Genomic DNA, 26,160 nt, shown 5'->3' with positions numbered 1-26,160 from the left:
CCGGCCAGGCTGGGCTCAGGCGTTCGCGTCCCGCCACGCCTGCAACGCCTTGAGGCTGTCCTGGTACTCGGTGTACGTGTCGGAGAACTCCACGACCTTCGCGACGGGGTCGACGACGACGAAGTACCGGGCCGTGGTCTCGGCCGGCGCGACGGCCGCCTGGAGGGCCTCCGGGCTCACGGTCGAGATGGGCGAGGGCGGCAGACCGACGTGCAGGTACGTGTTGTACGGGAGGTCGGTCTCGCGGTCTTCCTGGGTCACCGGGTCGTCGTCGGCGAGGCCGAGCGCGTAGCGGACCGTCGAGTCCCGCTGCAGCACCGTGTCGCTCTCGACCCGGTTGGAGAGCACCCCGGCGACGGCCGCCTGGTCCGTGGGGAGCACCTGCTCCTCCTCGACCAGGGAGCCGAGGGTCAAGACCGCGAGGCGGTCCTCAGGGGCGACGCCCGCAGCGTCCAGGGTCGAGACGGTCGAGGCGATCATCGCCCGGATCATCTCGACCGGCGTCGTGCCGAGGGTGAAGTGGTAGGTCCCCGGGGCGATCCAGCCTTCGTAGACCCCTCCGGCCTCGGCAGGCAGACCCGTGCCGGCGACGTCGGCGAAGGCCTCGTCGAGCTGCGCCACGGAGACACCGGTGATGCGGGCGAGCTCGGTCTTGATCTCGGGCACGGTCAGCCCCGCCGTCACCTCGACGGTGAGGTCGGCGAGGTTCTCCGGGTCCAGGAGCGCCGTGATCGCGTCGGCGGCGCGCATCTGCCGGAAGACGTTGTAGGTCCCCGGGGCGATGCTCGCCGCGTCGGGGTTCTCCCCGTAGGCAGCGACGAAGACCTCGACCGAGCTGACGACCCCGGCATCCACCAGCGACGCACCGAGCACCTCGGGCGTGACGTCTGCGGCGACCGTCACCTGGACAGGTTCCCCGCCAGGCCCCGGGAAGTCCTCGACAGGCGCCTGCGTCGTCGCGACCAGCGTCGGCTGCTCGTCGGCGGAGAACATGTCGGCCCCACGGGTCCACATGACGTAGAAGACCGCGCCGACCACGAGGATGCCGACCAGGACCGAGAGGAGCACGCGCTGACGGTGCCGGGCCGCAGCAGCACGCTCGGCCCGCTGGGCGTCGCGCCGAGAGGGCACCGCACCGTCGCCGGTCGCCGTGCCTGGCCCCTCCGTGCCCCGCTCGTCCACGCTGGTCGCTCTCTCTTCTCTCGTGTCGTGCTCGTCGTCGCGCCGTCGTCGCACAGCCTGCACAGTCGCTGTGCCGTCACTGCGTCGTGCTGCCGTCGTCCTGGCCGTGCCTGGTCTCCGCCGCACCGAGGTCACCGCGGTCGCCCGCGTCGTGACTCCTGCTCGGTCCGCCCGTCGGATCGACCTCAGGGCCGCGGTACGCGGTCACCGCCTCTCAGCGGTCACCACCCGGTCAGGCTCAGACCTCGACGAGCTCACCCGGACGACGCTGCGACCCGCGCTCGAAGTCGAGCGCGGACTGCAAGATCACCACGGCAGCCACCTGGTCGACCACGGCCCGGTGCTTGCGGCCGGCCCGACCAGAGGCGTGCAGCGCCTGGTGCGCCGACACCGTGCTCATCCGCTCGTCGACCAGACGCACCGGGACCGGTGCGACGAGACGAGCGACCTGGACAGCGTACGCACGTGCCGAGGCCGACGCTGCACCCTCGGCGCCCGAAAGGTGCCGTGGGAGCCCGACGTACACAACCTTCACACCGCGCTCGACCACCTGCTCCGCGAGGACCGCAAGATCTGTCGGCACGGCAGCAGGGTTCTTGGTCACCGTGACGAGGTCGCGCGGGAGCGTCTCGACGGGGGTCGCGATGAGCCCGTCGGGGTCGCTCACGGCGACCCCGACGCGCACGCTCCCCACGTCGACGCACAGGCGTGCGCCGCGCTCGAGCGCCTCCTCGTCGCTCACGCCAGCTGCGCCGCGACGCCGTCGCGCAGACCGGCCAGCGCGGCTGGCACGGCGGTGACGTCCTGGCCACCACCCTGCGCCATGTCGTCCTTGCCGCCGCCGCCACCACCGAGGACACCCGAGGCTGCCTTGACGAAGGCACCAGCCTTGAGGCCACGCTCACGTGCGGTGGCGTTCGTCACGACGACGACCAGCGGACGGTCCTTGCTCACACCGGCGACCGCGACGACAGTCGGCGCAGCCTCGCCGAGGCGACCGCGGACGTCGAGGGCGAGGGCGCGCAGGTCGTCGGCCGAGGCCACCTCCCCGGCGTCGTGGGTCACGACGCGGGCGTCACCGACCACCTCGGCCGAGGCGGCGAGCTGACCCGCAGCAGCGAGCAGCTGCCCCTGACGGACCGCGGCAAGCTCCTTCTCGGCCTCCTTGAGGCGCGTGATGAGACCGCCGACGCGGTCCGGGAGCTCCTCCGTGCGGACGTTGAGCATGCCCGTGAGCTGCCCGACGAGAGCGTGCTCCTTGGCCTGGAAGCCGTAGGCACCGTCACCGACGAGGGCGTCCACGCGGCGGACGCCCGAGCCGATCGACGCCTCGCCGAGCAGGGTCACCAGGCCGAGCTGCCCGGAGCGCTTCACGTGCGTGCCCGCGCAGAGCTCGCGCGACCAGTCGCCGCCGATCGAGACCACACGGACCCTGTCGCCGTACTTCTCGCCGAAGAGGGCCATCGCGCCGAGCGCACGGGCCTCGTCGATGTTCATGATCTGCTCGGTGACCTCGAGGTCCTCCGCGAGCTGGGTGTTGACCCGCTCCTCGATCTCGGCCAGCGCGCCCTGGGGCACAGCCTGGCTCGACCTGAAGTCGAAGCGGATACGGCTCGGGGCGTTCTCCGACCCGGCCTGGGTCGCGTCCTTGCCGAGCGACTCCTGGAGCGCCTTGTGGATCATGTGCGTCGCGGAGTGCGCACGGCTGATCGCCTTGCGGCGCGCGGTGTCGATCGTCGCGGTGCCCGACTCCCCCATCGTCACCGTGCCGTCGACCACGCGGCCGCGGTGCACCGACAGGCCCTTGATGGGCGCCTGGACGTCGTCGACCTCGATGGTCGCGCCACCGTCGAGCACGATGGTGCCCTGGTCGGCGAGCTGGCCACCGGCCTCCGCGTAGAAGGGTGTGCGGTCGAGGATGACCTCGACCGAGGCCGGGGCCGTCGCGACGGGCCCGGGGACGCCGTCGACGATGAGACCGACGACGGAGGCACGAGCCGTTGTGTCGGTGTAGCCGAGGAACTCGACAGGAGCACCCAGACCGCTCTGGAGCGTCTCGTAGGCCGCCTTGTCGGCGCCACCCGTCCGCTTGGCGAGAGCGTCGGCACGGGCACGCGAACGCTGCGCCTGCATGAGCGACCTGAACGCGGTCTCGTCGACGGCGACCCCGTGCTCCGAGGCCATCTCGAGGGTCAGGTCGATCGGGAAGCCGTAGGTGTCGTGCAGCTGGAAGGCCTCGGCACCGCCGAGGACCGCCTTGCCCGGACCCGCCGAGGAGAGCGCCGAGCCGACAGCGTTCTCGAGGATGGTCGTGCCCGCCGTGAGGGTGCGGCGGAAGGCCTCTTCCTCGGCGTAGGCGATCGAGGTGATGCGGTCGAAGTTCTCACCGAGCTCGGGGTACGAGGCCTTCATGACCTCGATGCTGGCTGGCACGAGGGCGGGCAGAGCGGGCTCGTCCACGCCGAGCAGGCGCATGGCGCGCACCGAGCGACGGATCAGGCGGCGCAGCACGTAGCCGCGGCCCTCGTTCGAGGGGCGGATGCCGTCGCCGATGAGCATCACGGCAGAACGGATGTGGTCGGCGACGACACGCATGCGCACGTCGTCGTCCTCGACAGCCCCGTAGGCCTTGCCCGAGAGCTCCTGGGCCACCTGGATGACCGGGAAGACCTCGTCGATCTCGTACATGTTGTCGACGCCCTGGAGCAGGAACGCGACGCGCTCGAGGCCCATGCCGGTGTCGATGTTGCGCGAGGCGAGCGGGCCGATGATCGGGAAGTCGTCCTTGGTGCCGCCGTCGGCACGCTCGAACTGCATGAAGACGAGGTTCCAGATCTCGATGTAGCGGTCTTCGTCGACGACGGGGCCACCCTCGGCGCCGTACTCGGGTCCGCGGTCGATGTAGATCTCCGAGCAGGGCCCGGCCGGTCCACGGGCGCCCGTGGACCAGAAGTTGTCACGCATGCCGCGGGACTGGATGCGCTCGTCCGGCAGACCTGCCACGCGCTTCCAGATCTCCCGGGCCTCGTCGTCCTCGTGGAAGACCGTCACCCACACGAGCTCGGGGTCGAAGCCGAGCTTGCCGTCGTCGACCGAGCCCGTGATGAAGTCCCAGGCGTAGGCGATGGCCTCTTCCTTGAAGTAGTCCCCGAAGGAGAAGTTGCCGTTCATCTGGAAGAACGTGCCGTGCCGGGTCGTCTTGCCGACCTCTTCGATGTCGAGGGTGCGCACGCACTTCTGCACGCTCGTCGCCCGCTTCCACGGAGCCGTCTGCTGCCCGGTCATGTACGGGATGAACGGCACCATGCCGGCGATCGTGAAGAGCGTCGACGGGTCCGGCGAGATCAGGGACGCCGACGGGACCACGGTGTGCCCGCGGTCGGCGAAGTAGGTGAGCCAACGCTGGCGAATCTCGGCGGTGCGCATGAAGTCCTCTGGCTGGGCGATGGGGCGGCGGACGGCACGACGAGGTCGTGCCGCAGACGGGCGTCGATCAATCTTAGTCTCCGTGCGTGCTCTGACGAGGCAGGGCGCTGGAGGGCAGAGCAGGGTGGGGCGCCACAGGGCGCCGGAGGGTCGTGCAGCGGACCGCACGACAGCGGCGTCCTCGGTGCCATCGGTGCCATCGAGGACGGCAGCTGCGCGAAGAGACCTGCGTGGGTCCTCAGAGCGTCAGAACGAGTAGCCGAGCTCGTCGTCCTCGGGGTCGTCCAGGTCGCGGTGGCGACCCGGTGCGCGGTGCCCGGGAGCAGGACGTGAGGCGTCGCGACGGGCGCGGAGGTCGTCGACCGAGCCCTGCGTGCGGGCCAGCAGCGAGTCGCTCAGCTGCTCGGCACGCTCGTCGCGCGCAGCGCGGAAGTCGTCGAGGAACGCCGAGGCTGCCTCGGACAGCCTGACGCCCGTCGCCTGGGCTGTCGCGGTCGCCTGGTCGACCAGGGTCGCCGGTGCGTAGCGGCGGACCACCTGGCGGCCCTTGACGACCACGACCACGGTGAGCGCGACCCCGGTCCCGAGCCAGAACAGCCGCGACATCAGCTGTCCTTCCCGGCGCCGCGGACCTTCGAGGCGGCCTGGCCGAAGGCCTTGCGCACCCCGTAGGAGAAGGCGGCGACCTTGACGACAGGCGCCCCGAAGGCTGCCGCGTACAGGCCCGTGAGCGCTGAGACGTTCTGGCTGACCTCGGCCGCAGACGTCGTGATGGTGTCGACCTTGACCAGCTGGGAGTTGGCGCTCGCGACGGTCTGCGCAGACTCGTCGAGGATCGGGACCGAGTGCGCGGTCAGGTCCTTGATGCTCTCGGTCGTGGTGTCGAAGACCTTGCCGAGCTTGACGAGCGGGACGGCGAGCAGCCCGACGAGAGCGACGAACGCGACGGCCGCGATGAGTCCTGCGATGTCACCGATCACTGAGTACTCCTGCACTGTTCTCCGGGCCGCTCCGGACCCGGGACGAAGACGACCAGGGGCCTTGCCCCCACCCGCCTGTTGGCTGGTGCGACCTTACCCGCCCACGGCGGTCCGATCCATGCGAGCACCTGTGCGCGAGGCAGGCTGCCCGGCGCCATGCTGCCCCGGCGGCACCAGGGCAGACCAGGAGCAGGCACGTGGGCCGGCGCAGCTCCCCCACCTGCGCCTGGATGCACGACGCCCCGCCCGCAGAGTCTGCGGACGGGGCGTCGTGGATGGAGCAGGTGCGGGTCAGCGCGAGTAGTGCTCGACGACCAGCTGGACCTCGCAGGTCACGGGGACCTCGACACGCTTCGGTGCACGCGAGAGCACGAAGGAGAGCTTCTCGAGGGAGACCGTGAGGTACGGCGGGACGGCCGGGAGGACGTCGCGGTGGGCACCGGCAGCGGCGACCTGGAACGGCGTCATGGCCTGGCTCTTCGGCTTGACCTGGACCGTCTGGCCCGGCTTCACCTTGAACGAGGGGCGGTCGACGATCTTGCCGTCGACGAGGATGTGGCGGTGGACCACGGCCTGGCGGGCCTGGAGCGTCGTACGGGCGAAGCCCGAACGGAGCACGAGGGCGTCGAGGCGGGTCTCGAGGATCTCGACGAGAGCCTCACCGGTCAGACCCGGAGCCTTGCGAGCGTCCTCGAACGCACGGGCCATCTGCTTCTCGCGGAGGCCGTACTGGGCGCGCAGACGCTGCTTCTCACGAAGACGGACCGCGTAGTCCGACTCGGTGCGGCGGCGGGCACGGCCGTGCTCGCCGGGCGGGTAGGGGCGCTTCTCGAAGTGCTTGACGGCCTTCGGGGTGAGCGCGATGCCCAGCGCGCGGCTCAGGCGGACCTGGCGGCGCGAACGGGTCACTGAAGACATAGAGAGTTTTTCCGTTCCTGTCGTGGATGTCGATCACACGCCGCTGCGGTGCAGCAGCGTGCGGGACCAGCCGACGGAGACCCACGATCGTGCTCGAGCGGGTCTCACCGGGCCGAGGTCCCAGGCGGTCGCCCCAGAGGGCAACCTGAGAAGTCTAGCACCGGGGACGGGCAGCTCCGGCCGGAGTGGTCGGAGAGGTCGGAGGGACGAGACGACCTCCTCAGCCCGGTTCGCCGCGCAAGATCTTCTTGACCCGCTCCATGCGCTCCGACACCGACCGCTCGAAGCCACGGTCGCTCGGCCTGTAGTACGTCGTACCGACGAGGTCGTCCGGGAGGTACTGCTGGGTGGCGACGGCGTGCGGGGCGTCGTGGGCGTACCTGTAGCTCTGCCCGTGCCCGAGAGCCTTGGCCCCCGAGTAGTGGGCGTCCCGCAGGTGCGGCGGGACCGTGCCCACCTTGCCGGCCCTGACGTCGGCGAGGGCAGCGTCGATCGCCGTGTAGGCCGCGTTGGACTTCGGGGCCGACGCGATGTGCACGACAGCCTCGGCGAGGATGATCCGCGCCTCGGGCATGCCGATGAGCGCGACAGCGTTCGCCGCGGCCGTCGCGGTCTGCAAGGCGCTCGGGTCTGCCATGCCGACCTCTTCGGCCGCGGCGATGACGATGCGCCGCGCGATGAACCGCGGGTCCTCCCCCGCAGCGATCATCCGGGCGAGATAGTGCAGCGAGGCGTCGACGTCGGAGCCGCGCATGGACTTGATGAACGCGCTGATGACGTCGTAGTGCTGGTCGCCGTCCCGGTCGTAGCGGACGGCGGCCACGTCGATCGCGCGTTCCATCGTCGCGAGGTCGACGGTCACGGGCGGGTCGGCGACGACGTCCGGGCTGGTGTCAGCGTCCTGACCACCCTCCGCCGGCTCTGCCGAATGCCCGGCGCGGAGGTCTGCGGCGTCGAGGCTCTCGGCCTCGGTGCCGAGGCCCTCGTCCGCCCCGGCCTGCTCGGAGGCCTCACCAGCGACGACCGCGTCGGTCCTGTCGTGGTCGGAGAGCGCAGCCCCGGCGGCCGCCTCGAGGATCGTCAGCGCCTTGCGAGCGTCTCCCCCGGCGAGCCGCAGCAGGTGGTCCTCGGCGTCGTCGTCGAGGGTGACGGTCCCGCCGAGCCCCCGCTCGTCGGCGACAGCCCGCCGGACGAGCACCCGCACGTCGTCGGTCGTCAACGGCTGGAGGGTCAGCAGCAGGGAGCGGGAGAGCAGCGGGGAGTTGACCGAGAAGCTCGGGTTCTCGGTCGTGGCCGCCACGAGCGTGACCCAGCGGTTCTCGACGCTCGGCAGCAGCGCGTCCTGCTGCGACTTCGAGAACCTGTGCACCTCGTCGATGAACAGGACCGTCTCAGACCCCCCGGTCGCGAGCCGCCGTCGGGCGTCCTCGATCACCGAGCGGACGTCCTTGACACCCGCGGTCACAGCCGAGAGCTCGACGAAGCGCCGCCCAGAGCTGGTCGCGATGAGGTACGCGAGCGTCGTCTTGCCGGTGCCGGGCGGACCCCAGAGGATCACCGAGCCCGGTGCGGCACGTCGGGAGGAGTCGTCGGCGGGCTCGACGAGCCTGCGCAGCGGCGACCCCTGGACGAGCAGGTGCTTCTGCCCGGCGACCTCGGCGAGGGAGGCCGGGCGCATGCGGACGGCGAGCGGAGACCCGGAACCGACCCTCGGGACACCGCTCACGTCCTGCGTCGTCGAGTCGAACAGGTCCATGGCTCCAGCCTAGGCGCTCCCACCGACGCCGGCGGTCGACCCCGCACGCCGCAGACCTCTCGCGTAGCCCTCGACCCCTCCGGGATGGGATGCTGGCCAGCGTGTTCGAGAACCTAGGACGTCGCGTGAGCGACCACCCCCGCACCACCATCTCCGTCTGGGCCGTGCTGACGGTCCTGGGCATCGCGCTCGCGCTCTTCGGGGTGCACGGCGAGAGCCTGTTCTCCAGGCTCACGACGGGCGACCCGACGGTCGCCGGGTCGGAGAGCTCGCAGGGTCAGGAGATCCTCGCGGCGATCGGCGACGACGGCGAAGACGTGACGCTCATCGTCGACGGTCTGCCTCCGACGACCGACGGTGTGGCGGAGGCACTGCAGCCCGCCCTCGCCGCCGTGCTCGCGGTCGACGGGGTCGAGACCGTCCTCGACCCGGTCTCGCTGCCTGACGGCCCGACGAGCGACGCCGGGAAGCTGCTGACCGCAGCCGACGGCGACGGCTTCGTGGTGATCGTCTCGCTCGACCCGACCCTGAGCGAGGACGAGGCCTCCGCGTCCGTCACCGCGGTGGTCACCGCCCTGGACGCGACGACCGCGGCCCTCCAGGGGCTCGAGCCCGCCGCGACAGGTCTTGTCGGGTCCACATCGCTCGTCATCGATGCGATCACCCACCAGGTCGAGCAAGACCTCGCGACGGGCGAGGCCGTCGCGCTCCCGGTGGCGCTGCTCATCATGGTCCTCGTCTTCGGCGGGTTCCTCGCCGCGGCCATGCCCATGGCTGGTGCACTCGCCTCGATCGGCACCGGGCTCGGTGTGCTGCTCGGGCTCTCGTACCTCATGGAGGTCGACGCCTCGATCGTCAACGTCGTCACGGTCCTCGGGCTCGGGCTGTCGATCGACTACGGCCTCCTGATCGTCTCGCGGTTCCGTGAAGAGCTCACCCGCCTCGACAGCCTCGAGGGCACCGAGGCCGCGGACGCACCACGACGTCGCAGCCGCAAAGACACCCGGGTCGCCGACGCGCTGGTCCGCACGATGGCCACAGCAGGACGCACTGTCGCCTTCTCGGCGCTGACCGTCGCCATCTCGATCGCCGGGCTCATGGTCTTCCGCCCCGACATCCTGCGGGCCATCGGTGCTGGCGGGCTCTCGATCATCCTCGTGGCTGTCGCGACAGCCCTCACCCTCGTGCCGGCGCTGCTCAGGCTCGCCGGTCGTCGTCTGGTCCGGCCCGGGCTGCTCACCAAGGTCCCGGGCGCAGACCGCGTGCTGCGGCACACCGCCGCTGTCGACACCGACGAGGGAGTGTTCTCCAGGCTCGCGGCGCGCGTCCAGCGGCGACCAGCCTGGGTGGCTGCCGGGTGTGTCGTGGTGCTGCTCGGGCTCGCCTCGCCGGTCCTCGGGCTGCAGATGCGCAACTCCGGCATCGAGATGCTACCCACGTCCTCCGACCAGCGGCAGTTCGTCACGCGGCTCGCCGAGCAGTTCCCCTCGACCACCTCCCCCGAGATCGTGGTCGTCGCCCAGGCGCCCGCCGCCGACGTCGCGGGCTGGGCCGCCGACGTCGCAGAGATCGAGGGTGTCGACACCGTGAGCGCACCCACGACCGAGGGTGACTACTCCGTCGTCGGGGTGACCCTCGAGTCGGGCGACGCCGGCGGCGAGCAGGCTGTCGACGTCGTCACGAGCATCCGTGACCTCGACCCCGCCTTCGACACGTGGGTCACCGGCCAGGCCGCCGCGCAGGTGGACTTCGTCTCGGCGCTCGGCGACAGGGTCTGGTGGGCCGTGGGGATCGTCGTCCTGGCCACCTTCGTGCTGCTGTTCCTCATGACGGGTTCTGTGGTGATCCCCCTCAAGGCGCTGCTCACCAACGCGATCTCGATCTCCGCGTCGATGGGGATCCTCGTCTGGGTGTTCCAGGAGGGGCACCTGTCAGGTCTGCTCGGCTTCACGTCGACGGGCGGGATCGAGACCTTCGTCGTCGCGCTCGTGGTGGCCTTCGCCTTCGGGCTCGCGATGGACTACGAGGTGTTCCTGCTCTCGCGGATCAAAGAGCTCTACGACGACGGGGTCGACCCGGAGACCTCGGTGCGCCTGGGGCTCCAGCGCTCGGGCCGGATCATCACCTCGGCCGCGGCGATCATCATCGTGGTCTTCGCAGGGTTCGTGCTCGGCGACCTGCTGATCATCAAGCAGGTGGGCTTCGCGCTGGCCGTCGCCGTCTTCATCGACGCGACCCTCGTCCGGATGCTGCTGGTCCCGGCGACCATGACCCTCCTGGGCCGGTGGAACTGGTGGGCTCCGGCTCCGCTGCGGCGGGTCCACGAGCGGCTGGCGATCATCCACTGAGCGGGAGCCTGTGAGCTGGTGGGGCCTCGCACGGAGGCCCCACCAGCATCACCTGCTCGCCCTGAGACGCCCGCCAGGCCGGCTCAGCCTGGAGCGCGCCGCACCGACATGAACTGGTGGTCGAGGCTGAACCCGAGCCGCTGGTACACACGCCGGGCGCGGTCGTTCGCCGCGTAGAGCCCGAGGTGGACCATCGGACCGCCGACACGAGGCGTCCGCCGCAGACCGTCGTCGACGGCTGCTGCGAGCACGAGACCGGCCAGTCCCCGTCCGCGGTGCGCAGGGTCGACGCCGAGCGAGACGAGGTGCGCGGGCGCGCCGGGGTAGATGTCGAGAGCACCGACGGTCGCGACGAGGGCCCCGTCCTCGCTCTCGCGCACACCCCACCAGCCGGTGAGCCTGGGGTCGCCGGGCAGGGTCGACGCGATCGGGTGCGCCCTGTCGAGGCAGTCGGTCACGAGCGCGTCGGTCTCCGGCCCCGGGGTGAACCTCTCGACCATCACCTCACGCGACGCCCCGGCCCCGTCGGGCAGGACGACCGGTCCGTCGGGCAGGACGACCGGTGCGTCGGGCTGGACCAGCGGTGTCCGGGTCGACATCCAGTCCCACTCCGACGTCGTCGTCGACGGCCCGGCCAGCTGGTCGCGGACCTCGCCGTCGACGAGCTCCCACGCCCCCCGGGCGAGGGTGAGCGTCTGCGGCGCGAGCGCGGCGAAGGCCGCCGCCGACTGCGTGAGCAGCCGGGCGACGGCCTCCGGGCGTCCGATGCCGACGAGCGACCGACCCGGGTGGCCGTCGAGGACCAGCACGCACGCCTCGTCGTCGCAGGCGTGCGTGTGGAGCTCGTCGTCAGCGCGTTCCCCCACCAGGTAGGGGTCCGCGTCCCACGGGGTCGGCAGCGAGCCGACGGTCCTCACTCGACAGGGGCCTTCGGGACGCTGTCGACACCTGCTTCCTTGCGCTGCTGGGCCGTGATCGGCGCAGGAGCCTGGGTGAGCGGGTCGAAGCCGCCACCGGACTTCGGGAAGGCGATGACGTCGCGGATCGACTCCGAGCCCGTGAGCAGCGCGAGGATGCGGTCCCAGCCGAAGGCGATGCCGCCGTGGGGCGGTGCGCCGAAGGCGAAGGCGTCGAGCAGGAAGCCGAACTTCTCCTGCGCCTCCTCCTCGCCGATCCCCATGACCGCGAAGACGCGCTCCTGGACGTCGCGGCGGTGGATACGGATCGACCCACCACCGATCTCGTTGCCGTTGCAGACGATGTCGTAGGCGTAGGCGAGAGCCTCGCCCGGGTTCTCCTCGAAGGTGTCGATCCACTCGGGGGTGGGCGACGTGAAGGCGTGGTGGACCGCGGTCCACGCGCCCTCGCCGACAGCGACGTCGTCGTCCTCGCCCGTGGGCTTGAACAGCGGGGCGTCGACGACCCACACGAAGGCCCAGGCGCTCTCGTCGATGAGCTCGGCCTTCTTGCCGATCTCCAGACGAGCCGCACCGAGGAGGGCACGCGCGTCGGTCGGCTTGCCGGCGGCGAAGAACACGGCGTCACCGGGCTTGGCGCCCGTCGCAGCCGCGAGGCCCTCGCGCTCGGAGTCCGACAGGTTCTTGGCGACGGGGCCGCCGAGCTCGCCGTCCTCGGTGAAGGTGACGTACGCGAGCCCCTTGGCGCCGCGCTGCTTGGCCCACTCCTGCCAGGCGTCGAAGCCACGGCGGGGCGTCGAGGCACCGCCGGGGAACACGACGGCACCCACGTACGGAGCCTGGAACACGCGGAAGGGGGTCTCGCTGAAGTACTCGGTGAGCTCGACGAGCTCGAGACCGAAACGCAGGTCCGGCTTGTCGGAGCCGTAGCGCTCCATCGCGTCCTTGAAGGTCATCCGCGGGATCGGCGTCGGGATCGTGACCCCGATGAGGTCCCAGAGGGCGACGACCAGCTGCTCGCCGAGGGCGATGACGTCGTCCTGCTCGACAAAGCTCATCTCGACGTCGAGCTGGGTGAACTCCGGCTGACGGTCCGCACGGAAATCCTCGTCGCGGTAGCAGCGGGCGATCTGGTAGTAGCGCTCCATACCGGCGACCATGAGCAGCTGCTTGAACAGCTGCGGGGACTGCGGCAGCGCGTACCAGGACCCGGGAGCCAGGCGCGCGGGCACGACGAAGTCGCGGGCACCCTCGGGGGTCGACCGGGTGAGGGTCGGCGTCTCGATCTCGACGAACTCCTGCGCGTCGAGCACGCGGCGCGCGGCAGCGTTGGCCTTGGCGCGCAGACGCAGGGCCCGGGCGGGTGCCGGGCGGCGCAGGTCGAGGTAGCGGTGCTTGAGGCGGGCCTCTTCTCCGATGGTCTCCGTGCCGTCGAGGGCCGTGGACACCTGGAAGGGCAGCGGCGCGGACTCGTTGAGCACGACGACCTCGGCCGCGACGACCTCGATCTGGCCTGTCGCGAGGTTCGTGTTCTCGTTGCCGTCGGGACGGCGCGAGACCTCTCCGGTCACCTGCAGGACGAACTCGGCGCGCAGCGGGTGCGCCACGGCCTCGTCACGGATGACGACCTGGGCCACACCGCTCGCATCACGCAGATCGATGAAGGCGACGCCTCCGTGGTCACGACGACGGTCGACCCACCCGGTCAGGGTGACGGTCGTGCCGATGTCCTCGGCGCGCAGCGATCCGGCGGTGTGGGTGCGTAGCACGAAGAAGCCTCTCAGACGTAGGGTTCCCGTCCGGTCGGACCGGACGGTCGGGGTCGAGTCTAGTGCTAGCCGACGGGCAGGACCCGCGGCCACCAGTCGTCGGCCGAGGGCTCCCACGTCGCGGGGTCGGCCTCGACCTGCTCCCCCGAGCGGATGTCCTTGACCTGGTGCGCGACAGGTTCGCCGTCGTGCCCGAGCCCGGCCGGGAACCAGACGAAGGGCACCCCGCGGCGGTCCGCGTACTTGATCTGCTTGCCGAACTTCGCCGCAGCCGGGGCCACCTCGACCGGGATGCCGCGGGCACGCAGTGCTGTCGCGACGGCCTCGGAGGCTGGGCGCGTCTCGTCGGAGGTCACGGCGACCACGACGGCGCTCGGCACCGAGCGTGACGCCTGGACGAGGCCCGCGCCCAGCAGCCGCGAGACGAGCCTGGAGATGCCGATCGACAGACCGACCCCCGGGTAGGTGTTCGCCCCGTCGGAGGCGAGGGTGTCGTAGCGTCCGCCCGAGCAGATCGAGCCGAGCTCTTCGTGGCCGACCAGGACCGTCTCGTAGACCGACCCCGTGTAGTAGTCGAGGCCACGGGCGATCTTGAGGTCCGCGACGACGACGCCCGGGGCGCGCACAGCAGCCGCCTCGATGAGCGCACCGAGCTCGACGAGGCCCTCGTCGAGGAGCTCGGACTCGACGCCGTGCGTCTGGGCCAGCGCTCGCACGCGGTCGACGACCGTGAGGTCCTCACCCGAGATCGACGCGAGCTCGAGGCACGCCTGAGCCTGCTCGTCGCTCGCCCCGAGGTCGGCGACGAGAGCCGCCGCGACCTTCTGCGGTCCGATCTTGTCGAGCTTGTCGATGATCTGCAGGACACCGTCGACAGCCTCGAGCCCGAGCCCGCGGTAGAAGCCCTCGGCGACCTTGCGGTTGTTGACGAGGATGCGGACCGGCGGCACGCCCACGGCGCGCAGCGCCCCGAGCGCCTCGGCCATGACCAGGGGGACCTCGACCTCGAAGTGGTAGGGCAGCGCACCGGCTCCGACGACGTCGATGTCGGCCTGCACGAACTCGCGGAACCGGCCGTCCTGGGGGCGCTCGCCGCGCCACACCTTCTGGATCTGGTAGCGCTTGAACGGGAAGGCGAGGTGGCCGGCGTTCTCGAGCACGTACCGCGCGAAGGGCACGGTGAGGTCGAAGTGCAGACCGAGCCCCTGCTTGTCGGCCGCCGAGAGGTTCGCCTCGGCCTGCTCGTCCTCCGTCGCCTGCAGACGCTTGAGCACGTAGACCTCCTTGGAGGTCTCACCCTTGCGCAAGAGCTGGTCGAGGGGCTCGACGGCGCGGGTCTCGATGCCCACGAAGCCGTGGAGCTCGAAGGTGCGACGCACCGAGTCCAGGACGTGCTGCTCGACGATGCGAGCCGCGGGGAGCCATTCGGGGAAGCCGGAGAGGGGTGTGGGGCGTGCCATGAGACGACATTCTTCCAGAACTCCCGGTCCCCTCCGAGCACGGCGACCGGGCCCCGCCGCACCCTGGGCGACCCTCGCGAGCCCTCAGGCGCGCGACGACTGAGAAATACGTCAGCACATCGGCGCATACTTCCCTAGACTGTGGGCAGTCCGTGGTGCGGGCGCGGCCTGCGCGCGCTCACGGACGGATCGCACACATCGGCCTGGGGCACCCCAGGCAGTCGCTGGCCCCGCGGGAGCTCGTCTTGCGCGCAGGAGCCATCATCCAAGGAGTTGAGCCCCAATGAGCGAGAGCACCGACAGCACGACGGATGCCGTCCCGGACGCTGCAGCGACAGCAGACGACGCTCAGGGAGCGTCGACCACGCAGCAGCCCCAGGCTGACGAGGCTCCTGCCGAGGCAGCAGTCGTCGCCGAGAAGGTCGAGGACGCACCGGCGGACGACGCGCCGGCCGCAGAGCCCTCGGCCGCAGAGCCGGCCGCAGCCGAGCCGTCCGCGCCTGAGGGGGACGCACCCGCGGAGGACGCGACCACCGCAGACAACGCCGCACCTGAGGCGCCCGAGGCAGCGACCGCCGCCGCAGAGCCGGCAGCGGCTCCCGAGGCACCCGCTGCCTCGTCCCGCCCGACTCCTCGTCCCGTCCCGCGCCCGGTCCCACGTCCCGCGGCGCGTCCGCAGGCCGTCGCGACGCCGAGCGCCGCCACGGAGCAGCCCTCCGCACCGGCCCCTGACGAGAGCGCCCAGACCCAGGCCGCCCTCGCCTTCGGTCGTGTGGAGGAGGACGGCACGGTCTACGTGACCGAGGCCGCCGGAGAGCGCACCGTGGGCCAGTTCCCCGGCGTCTCCACCGAGGAGGCCATCGGCCTGTACGTGCGACGCTTCCTCGACCTCCAGGCGAAGGTCGCGCTCTTCGAGGCTCGCCTCGGCACCGCGGACCTCACGACCAAGGAGATCGACTCGACGCTGGCCAAACTCGGCGCCGAGGTGGCCGAACCGGCTGCCGTCGGCGACCTCGACGGGCTCCGCGCCCGCGTCGAAGCGCTCCGCACGGTCGCGGCCGGTCGCCGCGCCGAGCTCGAGCAGGAGCGCTCGGCCGCCAAGGCTGTGGCCCTCGCGGCCCGCACCGCGATCGTCGAGGCTGCCGAGAAGCTCGCCTCGACCGACCCCTCACGCATCCAGTGGAAGCCCGCCGGCGAAGAGCTCCGCTCGCTCCTCGACACGTGGAAGGACGCCCAGCGCAACGGACCGCGTCTGGACCGCCCGAGCGAAGAGGCCCTGTGGAAGAGGTTCAGCCACGCCCGGACCACCTTCGACCGTGAGCGCCGGCACTTCTTCGCCGAGCTCGAGAAGCAGAACTCCGGGGCCAAGGCCACCAAGGCTGCTCTGGTCGAGGAGGCCGAGAAGCTCTCGACCAGCACCGAGTGGGGCGCGACGGCAGGTGCCTACCGCGACCTCATGGCCCGGTGGAAGTCCGCTGGCCGTGCGAACCGCAAGGACGACGACGCGCTGTGGGCCCGCTTCCGCGCCGCTCAGGACGCGTTCTTCGCGGCCCGCGACGCCTCCAACGCGGAGATCGACGCCGAGTACGGCGAGAACCTCGTCGTCAAGGAGGCCATCCTGGCCGAGGCCGAGGCGCTCGTCCCCGTGAAGGACCTGGCTCAGGCCAAGGTCACCCTGCGCACGCTGCAGGACCGCTGGGAAGCCGCAGGCAAGGTCCCGCGTGGCGACGTGCAGCGTGTCGAGGGCCGCATGCGCGCCGTCGAGACCGCCGTCCGCGACGCGGAGCAGGCCAAGTGGACGCGGACCAACCCCGAGACGCGTGCGCGCGCCGAGGGTGCGGCCGCGCAGCTCGAGGCCGCGATCGTCGGGCTCGAGGAAGACCTCGCCAAGGCCCAGGCCAAGGGCGACGCTCGCAAGATCAAGGACGCCGAGGCGGCCCTCGAGGCACGCCGGTCCTGGCTCGAGCAGGTCGTCAAGGCTGCCGAGGACGCTCAGGGCTGACACCCGAGCTCCAGAGCGAGACAGCTCAGCACCGGAGGCGGTGCCCGTCCACAGGACGGGCACCGCCTCTGGCGTCTGCTGGCCGTGACGGGCAGGGTGAGCCCGTGCCCCCCACCCTCAGCGAGCTGCTCCGTCTCCCGCCCGAGGTAGGGCGCATGCTCTCCCCCGCGTCGCTGGGCTGCTCGCGGGTCACCTGGCAGGTGCTCTGCCGCGACGGCGCTGTCGTCGAGCTCCGCCCAGGCTTCGCGTTGCTCGCGGGCGTCACGCCGACCCCTGCCGACCGTGCTCAGACGCTGGTGGGCGCCGTGCCAGCAGGTGTGGTGGTCGCCCGGGCCTGGGCTGTGTGGATCCACGCCGGTGGACCTCCTCCGACCCCGCCGCGACGGGTCGGGGTCGTCTACAGGCCGGGTACCTCACGGCCTCGGTCGATGCCTGGTCTCGAGCCCGTCCAGACGTCCCTGCGTCCCTGGGACGTGGTGCTGGTCGGAGACCTCCCAGTCACCAGCCCGGTGCGCACCGCGATGGACGTCGCCACCTGGTCGACAGGTGCCGAGGCGGCCCGAGATCTCGTCAGGCTGCGGACGAGCGGGGCAGACCTGCCTGCAGGGATGGCGGAGCTCAGGCGCGTCACCGGCTGGCGCGGGTCGCTGCAGGCGGTCCGCAGGATCGAGGCAGCAACCCTGGTCGCTCTCGGCACGGCTGACGTCTAGCCGGACAGCGGTCCCCCGATCACCAGAGAGCCGGTCGACCGGGAGCCGCTCGAGCGCCGGTCGCTCGAGCGGCAGCCGGAGCGTCCGTCGGTCGAGCGGCCGCGGGCCGGGAGCCAGCTGGTCAGAGACTCAGGTCAGGCGTGCACCACGTTCTCGGCAGCCTTGGAGCCGGTGATGCGGTAGACGTCGAACACACCGTCGATCTTGCGCACAGCGGTCAAGACCGAGGCGAGGTGCCCGGGCTCGGCCATCTCGAAGACGAACTTGGACAGCGCGACCCTGTCGCTCGACGTCGAGACCGTCGCCGAGAGGATGTTGACGTGGTGGTCCGACAGCACCCGGGTGACGTCGGAGAGCAGACGAGACCTGTCGAGGGCCTCGACCTGGATCTGCACGAGGAACAGCGCGCTGCTGCCCGTCGTCCACTCGACGTCGACGATCCGCTCGGGCTGCGACTTGAGAGCCTCGAAGTTCGCGCAGTCCGTCCTGTGCACGCTGACACCCTGACCGCGAGTGATGAAGCCGACGATCTTGTCGCCCGGGACAGGGGTGCAGCACTTGGCGAGCTTGACCCAGATGTCGTCGACACCCTTGACGATGACGCCCGGGTCTCCGGTGCGTGCGCGTCGCTGCGGGTGCCCGGGTCGGGCGACCTCGGCGAGGTCTTCGGCGTTGTTGTCCTCGCCGCCCATGGCCTGGACGAGCTTGTGCACGACGTTCGCGGCCGAGAGCTGCCCCTCGCCGACGGCGGCGTAGAGCGCGGAGACGTCGGCGAAGCGCATCTCGTGCGCGGTCGTGACGATCGACTCGTGCGAGAGGATCCGCTGGATCGGCAGGTTCTGCTTGCGCATCGCCTTCGCGATCGCGTCCTTGCCCTGCTCGATGGCCTCTTCGCGGCGCTCCTTGGAGAACCACTGACGGATCTTGTTCTTGGCTCGCGGGCTCTTGACGAAGGCCATCCAGTCGCGGCTGGGGCCGGCCGTCTCGGACTTCGACGTGAGCACGTCGACGACGTCGCCGTTGTCGAGCGCGGAGTCGAGCGGCACGAGGCGCCCGTTGACACGCGCGCCCATCGTCCGGTGCCCGACCTCGGTGTGCACCGTGTACGCGAAGTCCACGGGGGTCGAGCCCGCAGGCAGCGCGACCACGTCGCCCTTCGGCGTGAAGACGTAGACCTCGGCGCCGCTGATCTCGAAGCGCAAGGAGTCCAGGAACTCTGACGGGTCGGCTGTCTCGCGCTGCCAGTCGACGAGCTGACGCAGCCACTGCATGTCGTTGCCCGCAGCGTCGGCACCGTCCTTGGCAGCCTCTTTGTACTTCCAGTGGGCCGCGACGCCGTACTCCGCGCGGCGGTGCATCTCGTGCGTCCGGATCTGGATCTCGACAGGCTTGCCGCCAGGCCCGATCACCGTGGTGTGCAGCGACTGGTACATGTTGAACTTGGGCATCGCGATGTAGTCCTTGAAACGCCCGGGGACGGGGTTCCACCGCGCGTGCAGGGCTCCGAGGGTCGCGTAGCAGTCGCGCACCGAGTCGACGAGGACACGGGTGCCCACGAGGTCGTAGATGTCGGCGAAGTCGTGGCCGCGCACGATCATCTTCTGGTAGATCGAGTAGTAGTGCTTCGGCCGGCCGGTGACCGTCGCCTTGATCTTCGACGACCGGAGGTCGGCCGTGATCTGCTCGCGGACGAGGGCGAGGTACTCCTCGCGTGCCGGGGCGCGCTCGCTCACCAGGTGCACGATCTCGTCGTAGACCTTGGGGTAGAGGGTCTGGAAGGAGAGGTCTTCGAGCTCCCACTTGATGGTGTTCATGCCGAGCCTGTGCGCGAGCGGCGCATAGATCTCGATGGTCTCGCGCGCCTTGCGCTGCGCAGACGACGAGGGCACGAACTTCCAGGTGCGGGCGTTGTGCAGACGGTCCGCCAGCTTGATGACGAGCACGCGGATGTCGCGCGCCATCGCCACGACCATCTTGCGGACGGTCTCGGCCTGCGCGGCATCCCCGTAGGTGACCTTGTCGAGCTTGGTCACGCCGTCGACGAGCATCGCGATCTCGTCGCCGTAGTCACGGCGCAGCTGGTCGAGGGAGTAGTCGGTGTCCTCGACCGTGTCGTGCAGGAGGGCCGCGGCGAGCGTCGGCGGGGTCATGCCGAGCTCGGCGAGGATGGTCGAGACGGCGACGGGGTGCGTGATGTACGGGTCGCCGCTCTTGCGCATCTGGCCGCGGTGGGCCTTCTCGGCCGTGACGTAGGCGCGCTCGATGATCGAGACGTCGGCCTTGGGGTGGTTGGCGCGGACAGCGCGCAGCAACGGCTCGAGGGCCGGGGTCCCGACGGCGTGGCGCGAGCCGAAGCGCACGAGGCGCGACCTGACCCGGCTAGCCGAGCTGATGCCGAGCGGCGGCGTGGCCACGGCCGCGGGCTCGGTGGGCGCGTCTGTCGAGCGGGTGTCCTCAGTCATGCGCGCCTCCTCGTCCGGCATCGGGTCGAGCCCCGAAGATGCGATTCTACGACCCGGCCAGCAGCACCGTGGACACGGAGCGCCCGGCCAGCCTCTCGCGGCCGCCCAGGCCCTCGAGCTCGAGCAGGAACGCGAGGCCGACGACCTCGGCCCCGAGCTGCTCGAGCAGCTCGGCGCCTGCCGCGGCCGTGCCACCTGTCGCCAGGACGTCGTCGACGAGCATCACGCGCGCGCCGACCGGGACAGTGCCCTCACGGATCTCGACCGTCGCCTCCCCGTACTCGAGCCCGTAGGTGAGGCTGCGGGTGGGCGGCGGCAGCTTGCCGGCCTTGCGCACAGGCACGAAGCCGACACCGAGCCTGAAGGCGAGGGCGGCGCCGACGATGAAGCCGCGCGCCTCCATGCCCGAGACGAGGTCGACGTCGTCGGGCACCAGGGCTGCGAGCCTCTCGACGGCCTCGGAGAGGGCCTTCGGGTCGACGAGCAGACCGGTGATGTCCTTGAACATGATGCCGTCGTTCGGGTAGTCCGGGACGTCCCGGACGAAGCCTGAGAGCTCGGCGTCCGACATGGTGCGGGCGGTCATCGTGAACCCTTGCGGCGACGCGGCTGGGCCGCGTGACCCTGGTGCGAGCCCGGGCTCAGCTGACCGACGAGCTGGATCGTGGCGTCAGGCGTCCCGGCCACGGGCTGCCCGGACGCGTCGGTCCCGGCGGCGACGGCCTCGCGCCGCTTCTCGAGCACGAGCGCCGTGTGCTTCGCGATCGTCGGCTCGCTGGTGCGCAGCGTGACCTCGAGCGGCGTGGCGAGGAAGATCGACGAGTAGGTACCGACGGCCATGCCGATGAACAGCGCGAGGGCGATGTCGCGCAGCGTGCCGGCCCCGAGGATGAACGCACCGATGAACAAGATCGAGGCCACGGGAAGCAGCGCGACGACCGACGTGTTGATCGAGCGGACCAGGGTCTGGTTGACGGCCAGGTTCGCGCGCTCGGCGTAGGTGCTGCGGGTCTGGTCGGTGATCCCCGCGGTGTTCTCGCGCACCTTGTCGAAGACCACGACGGTGTCGTAGATCGAGTACCCCAAGATCGTGAGGAAGCCGATCACCGTCGCCGGGGTGACCTCCCAGCCGATGAGCGCGTACACGCCCGCCGTGATGATGAGGTCGTGGAAGAGCGCGACGAGCGCCGCTGCCGCCATGCGCCACGCACGGAAGTACGCGGACATGACCAGCCCGACGAGCACGAGGAAGACCACGAGTCCCGTGATGGCCTTCTTGGACACGTCAGCGCCCCACGAGGGGCCGATGAAGGAGCTCGTCACCTCGTCGGCGCTCACGCCGTACGCAGAGGCGAGGGCGTCGCGGACCGCGACCACCTCGTCTTCGCCGAGCTCGGCGGTCTGGATGCGCAGGGAGGTCGCCCCCACGCTCGAGATGCGCGGCTGCTCGGTCGGCGCGACCGAGGCCACGGCGTCCGCAGCCTCCTGCTGGCTGAGGCTCGTGATCCCGGAGACCGTGAACTCAGAGCCGCCGCGGAACTCGATGCCGAGGTTGAAACCACGGGTCAGGAGCACCACGAGGCTGAGCACCACGAGGACGATCGAGACGATGTAGAACTTGCGGCGCTTGCCGACGATGTCGTACGACGTCCGGCCTGTGTAGAGGTCGTTGCCCCACTGGGCGAATCCGACGGCCATCAGAGGTTCCCGTCCTTGCGCTCGTCGGACGCCGGCGTGCCGTCGGTCCGTGTCTCGTCTGCCGACGGTGCGTCGGTCGGTGCTGTCGTGCTCTCGGGCGCCTGGGCCTGCGCCTCGTCGGCGACCGAGCCGGTCGCAGCCGACTCGGCGGCGTTGACCTCAGCGGGGGTCGGAGCCTCCGCGGGGGTCGTCGCAGCTGCGGCGGCTGCGCGACGCTCGGCGATGGTCATCGCCGGGCGGGCCGCAGCGGGAGCACCTGCCCCGACCAGCTGCTTCTTCTTCGGGCGCTTGCCCGTCCCCTCGGCCGGGCTCTCGTCCTTGGTGAGGCTCGTCGAGCCAGCGGTCTTCGAGACTGTCGGCTGCACGACACGTCCGCGACCCGCGTAGCGGACCCCCGTGGCACCCAGTCGGTGCGGGTCGAGGCCCGAGGCCGGGTGGCCGTCCGCGAAGAAACGCGTCTTGGCGAGCAGCTTCATGAGCGGGTGCGTGAAGAAGAACACGACGACCAGGTCGACCAGGGTCGTCAGGCCGAGGGTGAAGGCGAAGCCGCGCACCCCGCCGACGGCGAGGAAGTAGAGCACGACGGCCGCGAGGAAGTTGACGGTGTCCGAGGCCAAGATCGTGCGGCGTGCACGGTCCCAGCCGGTGTCGACGGCCGAGGTCAGCGAGCGACCGTCACGGAGCTCGTCACGGATGCGTTCGAAGTACACGATGAAGGAGTCCGCCGTGATGCCGATCGCGACGATCAGACCTGCGACACCCGGGAGCGAGAGCCTGTAGCCCTGCGTCCAGGAGAGGAGCGTGATGAGCCCGTAGGTGATCACGCCGGCGAAGAGCAGCGAGGCCACGGTCACCAGGCCGAGCGCGCGGTACTGGAACAGCGAGTACACGACGACGAGGGCGAGACCGATGAGACCGGCCAGCATGCCCTTCTCGAGCTGCTCGCTGCCGAGCGTCGCCGAGATCTGCTGCTCGCTCTGCACCTCGAAGGTCAGCGGGAGCGCGCCGAAGTTCAGCTGGTTGGCGAGCGCCGTGGCGGTCTCGCGGGTGAAGGTCCCGGTGATCTCCGCGCGGCCGTCAGGGATGGTGCTCGTGACGCCCGGGGCCGAGATCACCTGGTTGTCGAGCACCATGGCGAACATGTTCGGCGCCTGGGTGGGGTTCTCGGTCGAGATCCAGGTGGTGTAGGTCGGAAGGGTCGACAGGCGCGTGGTGACGTCGGCGAACTTGTCGGTCCCGGCTGCCGTGAAGCGCAGGTTGACCGCCCACGTGTTGAGCGTGACGCCCTGGGAGTTGACCTGGAGGCCTGAGGAGGCGCTGTCGATGTCGGTCCCGGCGATCTCCATCGGGCCGAGGATGTACTTCATGGTCCCGTCGACCGAGCAGACGGCGATCGGCGACGCCGGGTCCTTGGGGGCTGTGCCCGCGGCGCTCGAGTCGGGGGTGCAGGTCAGCGCCTGGAACTCGGCGGCGAGCTCAGGGGTGATCTGCGCGAGGTCGCTCGGGTTCGTCGGCGTCGTGGCCGCCGGAGCCGTGGGCTCGACAGCGGGCTCGGTCGGCTCGACGGCGGGGTCCGCGGGGGCCTCGGTCGCGGGGTCTGTCGCCGGGTCGGTCGTGGTGGACGCGAGTGCCGCGCCCCCGCCTGAACCGGCGGGGTCCGTCGTGGCCTCGCCGGCGGGGTCGGTCGTCGCTCCGTCGGCAGGCTCGGTGGCGGCATCCGTCGGAGCCGCCGTCGTGGGCGCGTCGGTCGGGGCGAGCGGACCGACCGCGGGGTCCTCCACCTCGCCGACGGACGGGGTGACCATCGCGAAGGAGAGGACGGGCCGGAACTGCATCTGCGCGGACTCGCGCACGAGGTCGAGGGTCGCCTCGCTCGGACGCCCCGGGAGGGCCACCACGATGTTGCTGCCACCCTGGCTGGTGATCTCCGCCTCGGAGACTCCCGAGGAGTCCACACGCTGACGGATGATCTCGATCGCCTGGTTGATGTCCTCGGACGTCACCTCCTGGCCGTCGGTCGTGACGGGCTGCAGGATGATCTGCGTGCCGCCCTCGAGGTCGAGCGCGAGCTTCGGCGTCCAGGACGCGTCAGACTTCCATGCGCCGATGCCGATGGTCGCGAAGAGGACCAGGACGATGAGCCCGAGCCCCAGGAGGGTCCGTCCCGGGCGGGAGGTGGAGCGGTTGGTGGTGGCCAACGGAGTGTCTCTTCTCGTGCGCGCACCTGGCCTTCGGGCGGCAACAGGCGCTCAGACCACGCCCCGCCCTGCCCGGGCGGGAGCGTGGGACGGGTGGGTGGGCCTACTTGCCGTTCTCGTCGGTCTTCTTCTTGTCGATGAGGCTCGAGATGTCCTCAGGGATGTCGAAGGCGCGGGCGTTCTCCGCGTCGATCTGCGCAGCGGCCTCGGCCGAGGAGCCCTCGACGACGACAGCGTCAGCCGGCGGGTCGACGAGCTTGGCGATTGCGGCGCGGAGCCAGCGCGAGGTGTTGCCCGGGGTGGTCTCGAGCGTGATCGCGTCGTCCTCGACGGCGACGATCCGGCCGAAGTAGCCAGAGCCGGTCATGACCTCCTGGCCGACAGCCAGGTTGTCCCGGAAGGACATGGCCTCTTTCTGACGCTTGCGCGAGCTGCGGGTCATGAAGACCATCGCGACTGCTGCCAGCACGAGGATGAAGATCGTAGTCATGACGTGGGATCACGTCTCCGTTCTGCGTAGGGAACTATCGGAGTCTAGGCGCAGAGGCGCCCAAGTCACTAACGACCCGGGGCGCCGGAAAGTGCCCAGCACGTCTCGAGGGTTCTCGCGACCCGGGCCGCGACGCAGCACCTCGCCGATCGGCTAGCCGAAGAGCGTCGCGCCGTCCGCCGGCGGGGTCAGGCCCAGATGGGCCCAGGCGGCCGGGGTCGCGACCCGACCACGAGACGTGCGCCCGATCAGTCCCTCGCGGACCAGGAAGGGCTCCGCGACGGTCTCGACGGTCTCGGGCTCCTCCCCCACGGTCACCGCGAGCGTGGTGAGCCCGACAGGACCACCCCCGAAGCGGGTGCACAGCGCACGCAGGACAGCACGGTCGAGCCTGTCGAGCCCGAGGGCGTCGACCTCGTAGACCTCGAGGGCGGCGCGCGCCGCACGCAGGTCCATCGAGCCGTCGCCGCGCACCTGCGCCCAGTCGCGGACGCGGCGCAGCAGACGGTTCGCGATGCGGGGTGTCCCCCGCGACCTGGATGCGAGCTCGCTCGCCGCCTCGGCCTGGAGCTCGGAGCCGAGCAGCCCGGCCGAGCGGACCAGCACCCGCTCGAGCTCGTCGGAGGAGTAGAAGTCGAGGTGGCCTGTGAACCCGAACCTGTCGCGCAGCGGCGCCGGGAGCAGACCCGCACGCGTCGTCGCACCGACGACCGTGAACCTGGGGAGCGTGAGCGGGATGGCGCTCGCACCCGCGCCCTTGCCGACGACCACGTCGACGCGGAAGTCCTCCATCGCGACGTACAAGAGCTCCTCGGCCGGACGCGCGAGCCTGTGGATCTCGTCGATGAAGAGCACCTCCCCCTCGTCGAGGGAGGACAGCACGGCCGCGAGGTCGCCCGCGTGCTGGATCGCCGGGCCGGACGTGACGCGCAGCGAGGCGCCGAGCTCGGCCGCGATGATCATCGCGAGCGTCGTCTTGCCCAGCCCGGGCGGGCCGGAGAGCAGGACGTGGTCGGGCGACGAGCCGCGACCGAGGGCGGCGTCGAGGACGAGGGAGAGCTGGTCGCGGACCACGCGCTGCCCGACGAACTCCTCGAGCCGGCGCGGTCGCAGGGCGGCCTCGGCAGCGCGCTCGAGGTCGTCGGCCCCCGAGCCTGTCATCCGGTCTGCCGGGAGGTCGACCCCGTAGACGTCAGGGTCGACGTCATCCACGGTGTCCACCGAGCACCTTGAGCGAGGACCTGAGCACGACGGGGACGTCTGCCGTGGTCACCGTGGTGGCGCCCGACTCGTCGAGCACCGTCGCGATCGCGTCCTCGGCCACCTTGGCAGACCAGCCGAGGCTGACGAGAGCCTGGACGACCTGCTCGCGCTGGTCGCCGAGGGCGGCCGTGGGCGCCACGCCCGCGGCGTCGAGGCCTGTCGGCTGACCGAGCTTGTCGCCGAGCTCGAGGATCAGCCGCTGGGCTCCCTTGGCACCGATGCCAGGGACCCGGGTGAGCGCCTTGACGTCTCCCCCGGCCAGCGCGCGGCGCAGACCGTCGGGGGTGTGCACGGCGAGCATCGCCAGCGCGAGCCGCGGCCCGACGCCGCTGACGGTCTGCGAGGCCTCGAAGACCGAGCGCTCGTCGTCGTCGGTGAAGCCGTAGAGGGTGAGGGAGTCCTCGCGGACTACGAGCGAGGTGGACAGCGACGCCTCCGCGCCGACACGCAGCGTGGCGAGGGTGGCCGGCGTGGCGTACACGAGGTAGCCGATGCCGGCGACGCTCAGGACGGCACTGTCCAGACGGACGGTCTGGACGGTTCCGGACAGGGACGCGATCACGGGCTCACCGATCTGCTGG

At 70.9% G+C, this 26,160-nt stretch carries 20 protein-coding genes; 3 read left to right on the top strand and 17 right to left on the bottom strand.

Features of this window, described 5'->3' with window-relative positions:
• Window positions 1-15: 15 nt before the first annotated feature.
• The 7 genes from mltG to SANBI_RS08535 form a co-directional block, all read right to left on the bottom strand.
• Window positions 16-1,182, bottom strand: coding sequence for an endolytic transglycosylase MltG (gene mltG, locus SANBI_RS08565; protein WP_319160810.1), 1,167 nt, complete (start codon window positions 1,180-1,182; stop codon window positions 16-18).
• Window positions 1,183-1,420: 238 nt separating this feature from the next.
• Window positions 1,421-1,924 carry a Holliday junction resolvase RuvX gene (gene ruvX / locus SANBI_RS08560; RefSeq protein WP_319160808.1) on the bottom strand — a complete coding sequence of 168 codons (504 nt, stop codon included), beginning with the start codon at window positions 1,922-1,924 and terminating at the stop codon, window positions 1,421-1,423.
• Window positions 1,921-4,608 (bottom strand): alanine--tRNA ligase, encoded by a 2,688-nt coding sequence (gene alaS / locus SANBI_RS08555; RefSeq protein ID WP_319160806.1) that lies wholly within the window; start codon window positions 4,606-4,608, stop codon window positions 1,921-1,923. The genes ruvX and alaS overlap by 4 nt, the downstream gene beginning before the upstream one ends.
• Window positions 4,609-4,854: 246 nt before the next feature.
• Window positions 4,855-5,214: a hypothetical protein gene (locus SANBI_RS08550; RefSeq protein ID WP_056132574.1), complete on the bottom strand. Its 360-nt coding sequence runs from the start codon at window positions 5,212-5,214 to the stop codon at window positions 4,855-4,857.
• Window positions 5,214-5,588, bottom strand: coding sequence for a DUF948 domain-containing protein (locus SANBI_RS08545; protein WP_319160801.1), 375 nt, complete (start codon window positions 5,586-5,588; stop codon window positions 5,214-5,216). The genes SANBI_RS08550 and SANBI_RS08545 overlap by 1 nt, the downstream gene beginning before the upstream one ends.
• A gap of 291 nt (window positions 5,589-5,879) precedes the next feature.
• Window positions 5,880-6,506: a 30S ribosomal protein S4 gene (gene rpsD, locus SANBI_RS08540; RefSeq protein ID WP_319160798.1), complete on the bottom strand. Its 627-nt coding sequence runs from the start codon at window positions 6,504-6,506 to the stop codon at window positions 5,880-5,882.
• A gap of 220 nt (window positions 6,507-6,726) precedes the next feature.
• Complete coding sequence (locus SANBI_RS08535; protein ID WP_319160796.1) at window positions 6,727-8,262, bottom strand: replication-associated recombination protein A; 1,536 nt, start codon at window positions 8,260-8,262, stop codon at window positions 6,727-6,729.
• A gap of 125 nt (window positions 8,263-8,387) precedes the next feature.
• On the opposite strand from SANBI_RS08535, the gene SANBI_RS08530 reads away from it, so the two are divergent.
• Window positions 8,388-10,610, top strand: coding sequence for an MMPL family transporter (locus SANBI_RS08530; RefSeq protein ID WP_319160794.1), 2,223 nt, complete (start codon window positions 8,388-8,390; stop codon window positions 10,608-10,610).
• A gap of 83 nt (window positions 10,611-10,693) precedes the next feature.
• On the opposite strand, the gene SANBI_RS08525 is transcribed toward SANBI_RS08530, so the two are convergent.
• The 3 genes from SANBI_RS08525 to hisS form a co-directional block, all read right to left on the bottom strand.
• Entirely contained in the window at window positions 10,694-11,527 is an 834-nt protein-coding gene (locus SANBI_RS08525) for a GNAT family N-acetyltransferase (protein WP_319160792.1), read from the bottom strand.
• Entirely contained in the window at window positions 11,524-13,296 is a 1,773-nt protein-coding gene (gene aspS / locus SANBI_RS08520; protein ID WP_056134110.1) for an aspartate--tRNA ligase, read from the bottom strand. The genes SANBI_RS08525 and aspS overlap by 4 nt, the downstream gene beginning before the upstream one ends.
• Window positions 13,297-13,361: 65 nt before the next feature.
• Window positions 13,362-14,756 (bottom strand): histidine--tRNA ligase, encoded by a 1,395-nt coding sequence (hisS, locus tag SANBI_RS08515; RefSeq protein ID WP_319160789.1) that lies wholly within the window; start codon window positions 14,754-14,756, stop codon window positions 13,362-13,364.
• A 283-nt stretch (window positions 14,757-15,039) separates the two neighbouring features.
• Between hisS and SANBI_RS08510 the strand changes: the two genes are divergently transcribed.
• Window positions 15,040-16,758: a DUF349 domain-containing protein gene (locus SANBI_RS08510; protein WP_319160786.1), complete on the top strand. Its 1,719-nt coding sequence runs from the start codon at window positions 15,040-15,042 to the stop codon at window positions 16,756-16,758.
• Between the two features lie 104 nt (window positions 16,759-16,862).
• The gene (locus tag SANBI_RS08505) at window positions 16,863-17,468 is read left to right on the top strand and encodes a hypothetical protein (RefSeq protein WP_319160783.1); all 606 of its coding nucleotides are present in this window, start codon (window positions 16,863-16,865) and stop codon (window positions 17,466-17,468) included.
• Between the two features lie 134 nt (window positions 17,469-17,602).
• Here the strand turns inward: SANBI_RS08505 and SANBI_RS08500 are convergent, their stop codons facing one another.
• The 7 genes from SANBI_RS08500 to ruvA form a co-directional block, all read right to left on the bottom strand.
• Window positions 17,603-19,930 carry a RelA/SpoT family protein gene (locus tag SANBI_RS08500; protein WP_319160781.1) on the bottom strand — a complete coding sequence of 776 codons (2,328 nt, stop codon included), beginning with the start codon at window positions 19,928-19,930 and terminating at the stop codon, window positions 17,603-17,605.
• Between the two features lie 46 nt (window positions 19,931-19,976).
• On the bottom strand, window positions 19,977-20,516 hold the full coding sequence (locus SANBI_RS08495) for an adenine phosphoribosyltransferase (RefSeq protein WP_319160779.1): 540 nt from the start codon (window positions 20,514-20,516) through the stop codon (window positions 19,977-19,979).
• A complete protein-coding gene (gene secF, locus SANBI_RS08490; protein WP_319160777.1) occupies window positions 20,513-21,628 on the bottom strand; it encodes a protein translocase subunit SecF in 1,116 nt (371 codons plus the stop codon). Before secF ends, SANBI_RS08495 begins: the two co-directional genes overlap by 4 nt.
• Window positions 21,628-23,826, bottom strand: coding sequence for a protein translocase subunit SecD (gene secD, locus SANBI_RS08485; RefSeq protein WP_319160775.1), 2,199 nt, complete (start codon window positions 23,824-23,826; stop codon window positions 21,628-21,630). The genes secF and secD overlap by 1 nt, the downstream gene beginning before the upstream one ends.
• Before the next feature lie 103 nt (window positions 23,827-23,929).
• Window positions 23,930-24,316 (bottom strand): preprotein translocase subunit YajC, encoded by a 387-nt coding sequence (gene yajC / locus SANBI_RS08480; protein ID WP_056132537.1) that lies wholly within the window; start codon window positions 24,314-24,316, stop codon window positions 23,930-23,932.
• A gap of 153 nt (window positions 24,317-24,469) precedes the next feature.
• Entirely contained in the window at window positions 24,470-25,477 is a 1,008-nt protein-coding gene (ruvB, locus tag SANBI_RS08475) for a Holliday junction branch migration DNA helicase RuvB (RefSeq protein ID WP_056134104.1), read from the bottom strand.
• A 43-nt stretch (window positions 25,478-25,520) separates the two neighbouring features.
• Window positions 25,521-26,141, bottom strand: coding sequence for a Holliday junction branch migration protein RuvA (gene ruvA, locus SANBI_RS08470; RefSeq protein WP_056132535.1), 621 nt, complete (start codon window positions 26,139-26,141; stop codon window positions 25,521-25,523).
• Window positions 26,142-26,160 lie beyond the last annotated feature (19 nt).

Source organism: Sanguibacter biliveldensis (genome assembly GCF_033798665.1).
Classification (GTDB): Bacteria; Actinomycetota; Actinomycetes; order Actinomycetales; family Cellulomonadaceae; genus Sanguibacter; species Sanguibacter inulinus.
This window is presented reverse-complemented; position numbering and strand designations above follow the sequence as displayed.

Coding starts and splice junctions, on each gene's coding strand:
- SANBI_RS08495 (WP_319160779.1), bottom strand. CDS start 20,516: ATGACCGCCCGCACCATGTCGGACGCCGAGCTCTCAGGCTTCGTCCGG.
- hisS (WP_319160789.1), bottom strand. CDS start 14,756: ATGGCACGCCCCACACCCCTCTCCGGCTTCCCCGAATGGCTCCCCGCG.
- SANBI_RS08535 (WP_319160796.1), bottom strand. CDS start 8,262: ATGGACCTGTTCGACTCGACGACGCAGGACGTGAGCGGTGTCCCGAGG.
- SANBI_RS08550 (WP_056132574.1), bottom strand. CDS start 5,214: ATGTCGCGGCTGTTCTGGCTCGGGACCGGGGTCGCGCTCACCGTGGTC.
- secF (WP_319160777.1), bottom strand. CDS start 21,628: ATGGCCGTCGGATTCGCCCAGTGGGGCAACGACCTCTACACAGGCCGG.
- yajC (WP_056132537.1), bottom strand. CDS start 24,316: ATGACTACGATCTTCATCCTCGTGCTGGCAGCAGTCGCGATGGTCTTC.
- SANBI_RS08500 (WP_319160781.1), bottom strand. CDS start 19,930: ATGACTGAGGACACCCGCTCGACAGACGCGCCCACCGAGCCCGCGGCC.
- SANBI_RS08510 (WP_319160786.1), top strand. CDS start 15,040: ATGAGCGAGAGCACCGACAGCACGACGGATGCCGTCCCGGACGCTGCA.
- alaS (WP_319160806.1), bottom strand. CDS start 4,608: ATGCGCACCGCCGAGATTCGCCAGCGTTGGCTCACCTACTTCGCCGAC.
- ruvB (WP_056134104.1), bottom strand. CDS start 25,477: ATGACAGGCTCGGGGGCCGACGACCTCGAGCGCGCTGCCGAGGCCGCC.
- rpsD (WP_319160798.1), bottom strand. CDS start 6,506: ATGTCTTCAGTGACCCGTTCGCGCCGCCAGGTCCGCCTGAGCCGCGCG.